Annotated in this window: 11 protein-coding genes; 10 read left to right on the top strand and 1 reads right to left on the bottom strand. The window is 26.0% G+C overall.

Features of this window, described 5'->3' with window-relative positions; translation table 4 throughout:
* The first annotated feature begins 3 nt into the window (after positions 1–3).
* The 6 genes from AACL15_RS04875 to AACL15_RS04850 all read left to right on the top strand — a co-directional run bounded on the left by AACL15_RS04875 (position 4) and on the right by AACL15_RS04850 (position 8,273).
* On the top strand, positions 4–4,098 hold the full coding sequence (locus AACL15_RS04875) for an FtsX-like permease family protein (protein WP_339033967.1): 4,095 nt from the start codon (positions 4–6) through the stop codon (positions 4,096–4,098).
* A 5-nt stretch (positions 4,099–4,103) separates the two neighbouring features.
* Positions 4,104–5,150 (top strand): hypothetical protein, encoded by a 1,047-nt coding sequence (locus AACL15_RS04870; protein ID WP_339033965.1) that lies wholly within the window; start codon positions 4,104–4,106, stop codon positions 5,148–5,150.
* A 169-nt stretch (positions 5,151–5,319) separates the two neighbouring features.
* The gene (gene rplM, locus AACL15_RS04865) at positions 5,320–5,775 is read left to right on the top strand and encodes a 50S ribosomal protein L13 (RefSeq protein WP_339033963.1); all 456 of its coding nucleotides are present in this window, start codon (positions 5,320–5,322) and stop codon (positions 5,773–5,775) included.
* The gene (gene rpsI, locus AACL15_RS04860; RefSeq protein ID WP_422398393.1) at positions 5,775–6,179 is read left to right on the top strand and encodes a 30S ribosomal protein S9; all 405 of its coding nucleotides are present in this window, start codon (positions 5,775–5,777) and stop codon (positions 6,177–6,179) included. Before rplM ends, rpsI begins: the two co-directional genes overlap by 1 nt.
* A gap of 149 nt (positions 6,180–6,328) precedes the next feature.
* A complete protein-coding gene (locus AACL15_RS04855; RefSeq protein ID WP_339033961.1) occupies positions 6,329–7,282 on the top strand; it encodes an L-lactate dehydrogenase in 954 nt (317 codons plus the stop codon).
* A 73-nt stretch (positions 7,283–7,355) separates the two neighbouring features.
* Positions 7,356–8,273 carry an alpha/beta fold hydrolase gene (locus AACL15_RS04850; protein WP_339033959.1) on the top strand — a complete coding sequence of 306 codons (918 nt, stop codon included), beginning with the start codon at positions 7,356–7,358 and terminating at the stop codon, positions 8,271–8,273.
* A 28-nt stretch (positions 8,274–8,301) separates the two neighbouring features.
* Here the strand turns inward: AACL15_RS04850 and AACL15_RS04845 are convergent, their stop codons facing one another.
* Positions 8,302–9,039: a type III pantothenate kinase gene (locus AACL15_RS04845; protein ID WP_339033957.1), complete on the bottom strand. Its 738-nt coding sequence runs from the start codon at positions 9,037–9,039 to the stop codon at positions 8,302–8,304.
* Between the two features lie 101 nt (positions 9,040–9,140).
* Here AACL15_RS04845 and coaD point away from each other — a divergent pair, with 101 nt between their 5' ends.
* The 4 genes from coaD (at position 9,141) to AACL15_RS04825 (ending at position 13,129) form a co-directional block, all read left to right on the top strand.
* A complete protein-coding gene (coaD, locus tag AACL15_RS04840) occupies positions 9,141–9,593 on the top strand; it encodes a pantetheine-phosphate adenylyltransferase (RefSeq protein WP_339033956.1) in 453 nt (150 codons plus the stop codon).
* Positions 9,572–10,555 (top strand): phosphate acetyltransferase, encoded by a 984-nt coding sequence (pta, locus tag AACL15_RS04835; protein WP_339033954.1) that lies wholly within the window; start codon positions 9,572–9,574, stop codon positions 10,553–10,555. The genes coaD and pta overlap by 22 nt, the downstream gene beginning before the upstream one ends.
* Positions 10,555–11,745 (top strand): acetate kinase, encoded by a 1,191-nt coding sequence (locus AACL15_RS04830; protein WP_339033952.1) that lies wholly within the window; start codon positions 10,555–10,557, stop codon positions 11,743–11,745. Before pta ends, AACL15_RS04830 begins: the two co-directional genes overlap by 1 nt.
* A gap of 88 nt (positions 11,746–11,833) precedes the next feature.
* On the top strand, positions 11,834–13,129 hold the full coding sequence (locus tag AACL15_RS04825; RefSeq protein WP_339033950.1) for a hypothetical protein: 1,296 nt from the start codon (positions 11,834–11,836) through the stop codon (positions 13,127–13,129).
* Positions 13,130–13,186 lie beyond the last annotated feature (57 nt).

The raw sequence follows: 13,186 nt of genomic DNA, 5'->3' as shown, positions 1-13,186 counted from the left end.
AAAATGAAAAATCAAAAACCATTTTTTAAAAATTCTTTTAAAAACTTATTAAGAAATAAAATTCAATTAATTACAATTATTGTTCTAGTCTTTTTAACATCTTTTGTATTTACTTTATCTTATTCTTCTACTAGTAGAGTTGAAAGATCCTATGAGAATTTTATTTCTGAAAAAAATAGTAACATCCATGACTTAGTAATTGATTTATCAAATGCTTCATATATTAATGATTTTGAAAAAGATTTATTTAATAAAAATATTTCAAATTCTGAAGTTAGAGATAATTTATTAATAACATATTTACAAAATAAATTAAGAGACTCAAATTTGGATTTTGAATTTGATAGGGTTGAGTCAAGAATTACAACTTTATCTTCAAATAAGACATTAAAAGTTTTTGCACTGAATCCAGAACAAAAAGTTGATAAACTTGTAGTTAGTAAAGGAATGAGTATTGATACTTGAAAAAAATATACTCAAGCAACTAATATAAATACAAAGAGATGAGTATATATTAATGAACAATTTGCAACTGCAAATAATATAAAAATAAATGACATAATTAGATTACAAGATGATAACTATGGAACAAGCATTTTAGTAAAAGATAGTGAAAAAAAAGAAGTTGATTTCAATCTTTATGAAAAAATAGATATTAACTCTTGAATTCATAATACTGAATATGCTAATGAAAATTGATTTCAAGTTGTTGGTTTTGGTTCAAGTGCGGATTTCTCAACTCCAATAATTAATGAAGCAAAACCTTTACCAAATACAAAACAAGAAGGTCTTGTATATATTGATCCATCACATTTAGGTCTTAAAAATATTTATTATCAGAGTATATACTCTGAAAACGAATTTAATCTTTCAAATTATGAAAGTCAAAAAATTTGATATACAGATAGTGAAACAAAAAATGAAGAGATAATATCAGCATCTTCAAATTTAGATAAAGAAGTTAGTTTTGTTTTAAAATTTAAAAGTAATAAAGATATTAAAAACTCAACTATCTTAATTAATGAGTATCTAACTAACTTAGAAAAATCAAAAGAGATTGAATTATATGCTGGGTATGAAAATACTATAAATAGAGATATACCAATAGCAATCCAAAGGGGAGATATTAAATACAAATTTAGTAATAGAACACAAATGCTACTTTTAACAATTAAGTCCTATAAGACTTTTAGTTATATTATTATGTTAGTAACTTTATCTATTGGAATTGTTATGCTAGTAATAATGTTAAATAATCAAATAAAAAAATCATTTGGTCAATCTGGGGTTTTATTATCTTTAGGATATAAAAAATCCTCTTTAATTTGAGCAAATGGACTTTACCCCTTAGTTATTTCTATTACTGGAGGATTGCTAGGATATATTTTTGGAATGAGTATGCAAGAATTAGTAATTGGTTTAACAAATAATTTCTTCTCAATAAAAATGGAAGTATTTAATCTTTCTTGGGAATCAATAGTTATTACTGTATTGGGAATGTTTATATTCTTGGAAATAGTTACTCTAATTACTTATTTCTATATGTTTGATAAATATACACCTTTGCAAATGATAAATTTTGAAAGTAGAAGCTCTACAAATAAATTTAAACTAGCTATTAAAAAAACTTTAACAAAGGGTAGAAAATTTGATGGCAGATTCAAAGGAGCAATCTTATCAGGTTCGATTTTAAAATTACTTTCAGTATTTTCTGTAATGTTAGTTTCTTCGAGTTTAATTACAATAGGAGCCATCATGCCAAATGTTTTACATGAGAATAAGGATAAAACATATTTAATTAATGGTTTTGATAATCAGATTGAATATCAAAATCCCATTTATAATTCTCCAACAAGTTTCTATAAGACATATAATCCTTATAGTACAATGAAAGAAGATTTAAATGAATCTAAAAATATTTTTGATATGTTTTTACAAAATAATGTATCAGAAAAAATATATAACCCATCAATTGATGTTGGATCATTAAATGATATGACATATAAATCAATTGATATTGATTATTTGAAAAATGATAACTTAACAATTGAGTTAGAAGATATGCCACAAGATGTAAAAAATAATTTTTATAAAACAGTTATATTTAATCTTTGATCAGATTTAAAAAATTTCAACTTAGATAAATACTGAAGTAAGCAAGCTATAATAGAAATTTTAGCAAGCGATTCAAAGTCAAAAGACAATATAGAAGACTTAGAAAAAATAAGACAATTTTATTTAAAATATAAAAACGCTATGGGCTTAGATAATAAAAGAAAGGGTTATATTATTTCTAATGGAACAAGGTTGGATAACAGAGGGGGACCTGCGGAAGTGGGAAAACCTATGATTAGTGAAGCTGATTATTACGCTGCTTTTGGAAGAAGTTTTACTTTTACTCAAGTTGATGTTACTTCAACAGGGCAAATAAAAAATGATGAACCTTTTGAAAAATCTCTTTATGATTATATTGATAAAGAGAATTGAACTGAAAAAAGATTAGCAACTATTGTTCCAATTTATAATTGAATAATAGCTTACTTTTTTAATAATTTACAACAAGCATTTTTGCAAGGAATTTATAATGATTCCCCAGCTTCAATTAAAAAAACTATTGAAGAAGAGTATAAAAAAGAAGATGGAAATTTTAATGTTACTTTTGGATTAATTCCTTATAATGACAAAAAAGAAGATTTAGGAATATATTTAAATGGTTATTTAAAAAATCAAAGTCTTAAGTTGTATGGAATTAAAGAAGATAATAAAACTCAAATTTTACAAGATAGTAACAAAAAAGATTTAAAACAAGAGTTGTTTAAGACTAATGATTCAATTTTAATTAATCAATCACTTGCCAAAAGATTGAAACTAAAAGTTGGTGACAAAGTAAATATAAGTCACATAATGACAGCTTTAAGTTATGAACAAAATTTATTGGATATAGAGAGTTGAGATTCATCTTCTATGAATGCTACTTCAAAAGAAAATGATTATACTTCTTCTAAAAATTTATATACTACTTCAATGTTAACTGATGATGGAAGAGGGTGAAAGAACTCTTTAATTAGTTCTGAAATTGATAAACGAGTATATAAATCAAATATTGATTTTAGTAGTCCTAGTTTAGTAGGAGCAAATGCTATGTCAAAAAATATTGCTAGTGGAAAAGTATCAACAAAAAATTTTGAAAAAGATTTTGAATATACAATATCAGGAATTGTTGATCAATATGGGAATAATAAAGCATGAATTAATAATGAGAATGCAAAAGTAATTTCAAATTATAATAAGACAGAAGAATTACTTTTTAGATTATTTATAAAGGAATGAAGCAATCCTAAAAATCCTGACACACAAATAAGTAATTTAGTAAACTGAATTAAAGAAAATGAAAAGCAAAGCAACAATTCAATACTGCTTCAAGACTTTAAAAAATTTACATCTCAACCAGAAAATCAAATATATGCGAAACTATTTGAGTCCCAATATCCTTTGTTTAATTATAAAAGTTCTTTTGATAGGAGTTTTACTGATATTTCAAAAGGGGTTTCAACACAACAAAAATATGGTGATTATTCAATGATTGGTTTAAATGGAGGTAGTGACAATATTACTTCTTATACTGGCCAATCAACTAGTTCTATTGAAAATGCTTTAAAAGTAGATGAAGCTTTAAAAGTTATAGATAGAATTAATAATACAGTTGATATGATAATTTATTTTGTTGTATTTATCACAATTTTTCTAAGTGCTATCATTATCTTATTAACAATAAATCTAGTAATTTCAGAGAATGCCAAAATAATAGCAGTAATGAAAATATTAGGATATAAAGAGTTATACATTAGTAAATTGTTTATAGGTATCTACATACCAGTTGCAATTATTAGTTCATTTATTGGTTTTGGAGTTGCTTGGGTAATAATTTTATTAGTAGTTAAAGCTCTTTCAGTTAGCTTAGTTTTACCATTAAGTTTTCATATTTGATATATTATTCCAGGAGTTTTAGGAACTTGATTATTATATTCCATAAGTAATGCTTTAAGTTGAACTTCACTTAAAAAAGTTAGTATGTTGTTAGCTGTTCAAGGAGGATAAAAAAAATGAGTAATAAATTTAAAAAAATTCTAGTAGGACTATCTTCAATTGTTTTTATTCAAACAATAACTGCCAATGTAGTCTCATGTACAAATAATAAATATGATGATATTTTTAGACCCGATCCAATTATGCCAATAACTAAAAATGGTTTTGAAAAAGCAAGCTTGGATAGTATAAATATTGAAAAAATATATTATACAGATGAACTACTAAAAGCTCTTATTGAAAGTTTAGAACTGGGAGGATATAAGGAGGAAAACTTAAAGGTACAAGTTTTTAAAAATAACAGTGAAATAAGTTTAGATGAGGATTTGTATAGAAATGCTTCATATAAATTTATTATTACTAATAAAGAAAATAATAATGATAATATTACTGCAGCAATTAAAATATCAAATTCAGTTCATTTACAAGATGTTTTTAAAGTATCAACTATTGGTAATATTTATGATAATCGACCAAGAACAATTATGATGGCTTTAATGTTTAATAATATGGATATGATCAATCAATTATCAAAAGTTGGTGATGAGTTAACTGATGTAAATAAATTTGAATATAAAAAAAATAATAAAGGGGCTATAATCAAAATTAATGATGAAGTTCCCAAACAAAGACCAGAGAATTACTATGGGTCTTTAGACTTAAATTACCAAGTAACTCCATTTCTAGAAGAAGAAATTGGAGGCCAACCATTTCCAATGACTATTTCAGAAATGGTAAAAATATCAAATAATAAATTACCAACAACTAGTTTTGGTAAATTGGAAGGAAAAGATAAATATACAGTACTAATGCACTTTATTATTGAAAATTTATCAAATCCTAGTTATTGAGCATTATTTGTCAATGACCTTGACTTAGATAGTTTTGAAGCACAACCTATTGAAAATAGTTCAAATCAGTATATGATTAGATTTTATTCAAAAGATTATCAAAAGATGTCATTGCCAGAAACTTCAGAAGAGCAAAATGGAGATTATGATAAAAAGGCTCATTACTTAAATGATAAACAGGGAATTGAATTAACTTTTAGTTATTTTGATTAAGCTATTTTTATATATTATTTTAATTAAAAGAAGGATGAAAATAAACCGTTTGATAGTTATATTAAATGGTTTTTTATACTTTATTCCATTTTTTATTTGTGAGTTTTAATAATTAATGTATAATATATTTGCTTACTCACTAGCCCCGGAAGGTAAGGAGAACAAGCACATGAAACAAACTACACTTATTAAAACAGCAGATATTGCTAAAAAATGATATGTAGTTGACGCAACTGGAGCAACTTTAGGTAGATTATCTACTCAAATTGCTATGGTTCTAAGAGGAAAAAATAAACCTACATTTACACCCCATATTAACAATGGTGATCATGTAATTGTAATTAATGCTGAAAAAATAGTTTTATCAGGTAAAAAAGAAAATGATAAAAACTATTACCACCACTCAATGCACCCAGGGGGATTAAAATCTAGAAACGTTGCAACACAACGTAAATTATTCCCTGAAAGAATTATTGAGCGTGCAGTAAGATTAATGTTACCTAAAAATGTTCAAGGAGGAAATCAATACCGTGCATTACACGTTTATGCAGGTAATGAACATCCACACCAGGCACAAAATCCAGAAATTTTAATGGTTCATTCAAAAAAAGGAGATAGTAAATAATGGCAGCAAAAAAAGAAGTTGTTATGTATAGAGGAACTGGAAGAAGAAAGTCTTCCGTTGCTCAAGTTATACTAAGTCCCGGTCAAGGTGAGATTATAGTTAATGGAAAACCAGCTTTAGAGTTTTTCCCATATCCAACATTAGTTCAAGATATGGAACAACCTTTAGATGCTACAGGTACAAAATCAGATTTTTCAATCAAAATTACTGTTAAAGGTGGAGGATTTACTGGTCAAGCTGGTGCAGCTCGCTTAGGGATTGCAAGAGCTTTATTAGAGGCAAGCAAAGATTACAAACCAGAGTTAAGAGGAAATGGTTTATTAACACGTGATGCTCGTGTGAAAGAACGTAAAAAATACGGACTTTATGGAGCACGTAGAGCACCACAATTCTCAAAACGTTAATTGACTATCAGATGTACATATGAAAATACTCATTTATGAGTATTTTTTTTTACTTCTATAAAATTTTTTTTCATTTTTGTATTAATTATTTATTTATAAAAATATAAGTGTAGTTTGTATTAGTATATAAGTGTAGGAGCGATAAAAATATGTTAAAAAATAAAAAAGTAGTGTTAGTAGGTTGTGGAGCTGTCGGAACAAGTTTTATTTACTCAGCTGTAAACCAAGGAATTGCACAAGAATATGTGTTAATAGATGTTTTTAAAGATGCAGCAGAAGGAAATGAAATGGATATTGCAGATGCACAGGCAGTTTTACCTATATCATTTAATTCAATAAAGGCAGGAGATTATTCAGATTGCAAAGATGCAGATATTATTGTGATAACTGCTGGAAGACCACAAAAACCTGGTGAAACTAGATTAGAGATGGTTGCAGATAATGCAAAAATTATGAAAGAAATTGCTGAACAAATTAAGAAGTCTGGATTTAATGGAATTACATTAATAGCTTCAAACCCAGTAGATGTTTTAACTTATGTATATAAAACAGTTACTGGATATGATAGTTCTAAAGTCATTTCTTCAGGAACAACTTTGGATTCAGCAAGATTAAGAAGGTTATTAGCAACTAAACTTGATGTGATGCCAAATAGTGTAGAAGCTTATTTATTAGGAGAGCATGGTGATTCAAGTGTTGCTGCTTGAAGTAAAGCTACTGTAATGGGAAAAACAGTTCAAGAGTATATAGAGGAAGGTAGCATTACTCAAAAGGATCTTTCAGAGATAAAAGATGAAGCTACACATTTAGCCTATAAAATTATTGAGAAAAAGAGAGCTACATATTATGGTGTAGGAGTTTGTTTGACTATAATTGTAAAAGCAGTTCTTAAAAATGAAAAGAAAATGCTATTAGTTGGAGCTCTTTTAAATGGCGAATATGAAAATAAGGATATCTATACAAGTGTTCCTTGTATCATTGGAAGAAATGGAATTGAAAAAATCATTAAATGAAAACTTGCAAATAATGAACAGGAGTTATTTAATAAATCTTGTGAGCAATTAAAGGAAGTATTTAATACAGCAAAGCAAGCAATAGCATAGATAAAACCCTTTAAAATAATTTAAGGGGTTTTATTTTCTGTATCATATAATATAAAAAGAAGGATGTGCATTAATGAAAGAAATAGAATTATTAGCTCAAGATGGTAAAAAAATCTATACTTATATTTGAGATAAAGTTAAAGAAGTAAAAGGAGTGCTGCAAGTTGTTCATGGAAGTTGTGAACACTCAAAAAGATATGACGAATTTGCAAATTTCTTAAATAAAAATAATTGAGTTGTAATTTCAAATGACCATAGAGGTCATGGTAAAACAGCAGATTTAAAAAATCAAGAACTAGGTTATTTTTCAGATAATAACGGTTGGAAAATTCTAGTTGATGATTTATACTTAGTAAATATTTTTATTAAAAAAAATTACGCAGACAAAAAAATAGTTATGTTAGGTCATTCAATGGGAAGTTTTTTAGCAAGAAATTATGCAATTGATTATGGATTATCAATTGATGGGTTAGTTCTTAGTGGAACTGCTTGGGAAAGTAAGTTATCTTTAAAGTTTGGTATTAAAGTTGCAAAGTCAAGACAGAAAAAATATGGTTCAAAAAATATTGATAAATTTATATGAAATTTAAGTTACAAAAAATTTAATAAAAAATTTAATAAAGAGGGAAATACGGGGAATGAGTGATTATCTATTGACTCGAGCAATGTTAAAAGTTTTAATGAAGACCCATTATGTGGTCAAATATTTACAACATCTGCCTTTAAAGATCTTTTTATGGGTCTTTTATATATTCAAAATAAAAAAAATATTTTAAAAATTAGAAAAGATTTGCCAATAATTTTAGTTTCAGGCTCGGATGATCCAGTAGGAAATTATGGAAAAAAAGTTATTAAAACCTATAGAAAATTTAAAAAGGTAAAATTAAATGTAGAGATGAAAATATATGAAAACTTAAGACATGAAATACTTTTTGATATTGATAAGGAATTAATTTTTGAAGATACTCTAAACTTTTTAAGTAAAATTTAAAAATTGATATAAATATTTATATCAATTTTTATTTATTAAATTTTATAAGTCCCTTAAAAATTAGTGACTCATCGAAAGTAAAACCATCTTTTATGATATCTTCTTTGAATTCTATTGAGTTTCCACCAGTAAAAATTGCAAAATCTAATTTTAGTTTTTTAATAACTGAAGTGAGCATTAAATAGTGAGCATTAAAAGCGCCAACATTTATAGCATCTATTGTATTTTTTCCATAAAGTTTATTTGACTTTTTATAGTTATTATTTTGTAAAAGAACTGCACTAGAGATTAAACAATTTAATGAGTTTTTTAGTCCTGGACAAATTATTGTTCCCCTAAATTCTTTATTTTCAATTATTGCAATAGTTGAAGTTGTACCCATAGAAATTATTGCTCCATTTTTAATTTCATAATTATCCATAGCTCCATAAAAGTTTGATATAAAATCAGCTCCAAGTTTATTAATATTGTCTACTTTAAATAATTCTCTTTCGATATCATAGTCATCTCTTAAATTTGATATTGATACTCCAATATTATTTGCAAATGCTCTCATAATATCATTTCATTCAGGTACAACAGAAACATAACTAATTTTATCAATTTCTATATTATTGTCTAAGAAATATTTAACTAAAACTTTACTTCTTCTTCATTTAGGGTCCTTTGTTTCTGGCCTAATTATTTTTTTCAATTCATTTGTTTTTTTATTTCACAAACGGAAATCTGCAGTGGTATTTCCAATATCAACTAGTAGTATTTTCATTTATATACTCCTTTATTTTATTTTATTACATAAAATAAAATAAAGACACTTTTTTCACTAAAATAAATATAAAATTATAAATGTATTAAGGAAGGGTTAATATGAAAAGAGCTATTTATCCAGGGAGTTTTGATCCTTTTCATGAGGGACACTTAAATATTTTAGTGAAAGCTGCAATGCTATTTGATGAAGTTATAGTTGTTATTACAAAAAATATTTCAAAAAATAAGAATCCTGATCTGAAGTATAGAATTGATAAAATCAAATCTATGACTAAAGGATTAAAAAATGTAAAAATTGAAATAAATGAAAATGAATTAACTGCTTACTTTGCAAAACAAAGAGAAATAAAATATATTGTAAGGGGAATTAGAGATTCTCAAACTTTAAATTATGAAATAGAGCTTTATGATGGAAATAAAAGTATTTATGATGAATTAGAAACTGTATTATTTTTATCAGATAATAAAAATAGAAAAGTTTCGTCGACATTATTAAAAGAAATAGAAAAGTATAAAAGTGAGGAATTTATATGTGATCAATTAAAGAAATAGAGAATAAAATTAAAGCAATCAAGAAAAAACAAAGAATTGTTTTTCCTGAAGGGACACAAGAAAAAATACAACAAACAGCTAATTTTTTAGTAGAAAATGATTTAGCAATGCCTGTATTATTATTTAATACAAAAAATGAGGTACCAAATAATTTAAACGAAAAAATAGAAACTGTTATTATGGACCAATATGATAAAGATAAAATGATTAAATTATTTTTGGAAGTAAGAAAAGATAAAGCTGATGAACAAACGGCAAAAAAACTAATGGAGCAGAGAACTTACTTTGGTGTAATGATGATGAAATTAGATTTAGCTGATGCAATGATTTGTGGTTTGGAGTATACAACTGCTGATACTTTAAGACCTGCTCTGCAAATTATTAAAACAAGTAAAAAATATTCAATAGCTTCATCTGTTTTCTTAATGTCAAAAGAAGAAGAGATTTACTTATTTACAGATTGTGCTTTAAATGTTGATCCAAATGCAAATCAATTGGCAGATATTGCTTCAATGTCAGCTGATTTTGCTCAACAATTAAATGAAAAAAATGTTCAAGTTGCAATGTTGAGTTACTCGACAAATGGTTCAGGTATGGGTGCGAGTGTAGAAAAAGTAAAAGAAGCTGTGGATATATTAAAGTCAAAAGAGTCAAAAGGGATAACTTTTGATGGAGAAATGCAATTTGATTCTGCTTTTGAAAAAAGTGTAAGAATAAAAAAATACCCAAAAACAAAAATTACAAAAGAGCATCCAGATGTTTACGTATTTCCAGATTTAAATTCTGGAAATATTGGATATAAAATTGCTCAAAGATTTGGTAATTTTCAAGCTGCAGGACCTTTTATTTTAGGATTAAATAAACCAGTAAATGATCTTTCAAGAGGTGCAACTTTAGAAGATATTAAACAAACATCAATAGTAACAATATATACATCAATGTTTAATGGAGGAGATAAGTAATGATTTTAGTAGTGAATGCCGGAAGTAGTTCAATTAAATTTAAATTATTTGATATAGCAAATAAAAAAAATCCTATTTCAACTGTTGAGGGATTAGCAGAGAGAATTTCAGTAGATGGCAAATTGACAATTGAAATTAATGATAAAAAACATGTATTTGAAAATGAAATGAAAGATCACTTAGACGCAGTTAAATTAATTTTAACTAAGTTTACAGAACTAAAAGTAATTGATAAAGCTGATGATATTAAAGGAATTGGTTTTAGAGTAGTTCATGGTGGAGATAAAATTGTTAAAACAGTAGAATTAACAAAGGAAATTAAAAAAACCATTGAAGAAAATATAAGGTTGGCTCCGTTACATAATCCAGGAGCATTAACATCAATTAATGCTTTTCAAGAAAGTTTGCCAAAAGCTAAGCTTGTAGGTTGTTTTGATACATCATATCATCAAACAATGCCAGAAATTAACTATATGTATACGACACCATATCAATGGTATACAGATTATAAAGTTAGAAAGTATGGTTTTCATGGCATTAGTTATGAATATATTGCGTATAAAGCTCAAGAAATATTTAACAAAAAGCAAGAAAAATTAAATCTAATTGTTTGTCATTTGGGGAATGGTGGAAGTATTTGTGCTATTAAAAATGGTAAATCTTATAATACGACTATGGGATTAACTCCATTGGCAGGATTAATGATGGGAACAAGAAGTGGAGATATTGACCCTTCAATTATTCAATATATCTCAAAAGAAACTGGCAAGGATATCTATGAAATTACAGATATTTTAAATAAACAATCTGGTTTACAAGGCGTTAGTGAAGTAAGTAGTGACATGAGAGATGTAATTTCAGCTTCTGAAAAAGGTAATAAAAAAGCTTCCTTAGCAGTTGAACTTTATACTCAAATAGTTGCTGATTTTATAGTTAAATTTGCAAACCAAATAAATGATAATATTGATGGAATTATATTTACTGCAGGAATTGGCGAAAATGCAGGAGTAATTAGAGAAAAAATATCTCAAAAATGTAGGTTATTAGATTTACATATTGAATATAAATTAAATAATGAAAAATATTCTGACTATTTATTAATTTCTTCTAATGAATCAAAAATTCCAGTTTTAAAAGTTAAAACTAATGAAGAGTTAATGATTTGTAATCAGACTCTAAAATTTTTATAAAAAAATGTCTAATACAAATAGTATATCGATTTGGTTTTTTTATTGTATTTAGATATAATTTTTACAATGAAAAGTAAGGTGATATATTATGAAATTTAATAAAGATTTTGAGTTTTCTTTAAAAGTAATGATTTTAATGGTTTTACTTTCTTTTTTGGCTTTCGATTTTGTTTTACAAATTTATGCACCTAAAAAAAATCTTGAAGGTATTCCTACATTAGAGAGATTAAATATCTATTATTCTTTTTTTACAACTCAATCAAATTATGCTGTAGTTTTTTATTTAGCAATGGCTATTTTTATGAAAAAAATATATAATACAAAACCGCCATTCTCAGTAGAATTAGCAATGACAGTATATATAAGTTTGACTATGATTGTTTTCTGATTTGGATTAGTAGCATCTGTTGATGAAATGGGTGCTTATTATCCGTCAAGTTGGGTTTCAACAAGTGTCTTACATGTTTTTATTCCAAGTATTATGATTGGTTATTTTATTTTTTCTTGTGGAGATCAATATTATTCTCCTAGAAGATATTCAAAGTTCTCGTTACCAATGAATTGTTTTTATCCAACAGGATATTTAATATTTGCAATGATAAGAGGAGAATTGAGATATAAATTTTATTCTCCTGAGTTCTATTCAAGAATTTATAGTCCCCCAAGTGATATTCTAAATCCAACTGCTCCTGGTTATAATTATTTTTGAAATAATATTTGAAGTCCAGAAAATGGAGTTATTGATAAATCAAGACATTTTACTGATCAAATGTGATATCCATACTGATTTTTAAATATTCATCAGTATGAATTATCTTATACAGTTGATGGGCAAAAATATATTGCTGGAGAAAGTTTTGGTCCAGAATGATTAGTTATATGTACTTTTTTATTCGCTTGTTTATGCATAACTTTAATAGTTGTAGGATTGCAATTTATTTATCTAAAATGAAATAATGGTAAGTTTTATAGATGACATGATATTGAAGGAAAGCTAATTACAAGAGAAGAACATGCATATCGTATACAAAAAAGAAAATTACAAAAAATTAGATTAAAAAATCAAAATAAAATGGATATAATTCATAAAAAAACAGAATATAGAGTTTTTCTAAAGGGAATTAAATCACTAGAAAAAAATGAAAGAAAAATGAAAAAAAATGAATATATCAAGTCAAAAATCTTAAAACATAAGTTAGAAATTGCTTCTATTAAAAATGAAAAAAAGGCTCAAAAAAATAATAAAATTAAAATTAAGGAATGAATATTATCACTTAATTATAAAGATAGATCTTTTGTTAAGGAAAACTTAAGAGAAGCTGAACGATACAAAAAACTTGTTAAAAACGGAGTTTTGATATTTAAAACTAAATATGTTAACTAATAAAGGTAGGAATTTACCTTTATTTTTTATATAATAATAGTTGGTATATAAAACATC

Source organism: Spiroplasma endosymbiont of Cantharis rufa (assembly GCF_964019665.1).
Taxonomy (GTDB): Bacteria; Bacillota_I; Bacilli_A; order Mycoplasmatales; family Mycoplasmataceae; genus Spiroplasma_A.
This window is presented reverse-complemented; position numbering and strand designations above follow the sequence as displayed.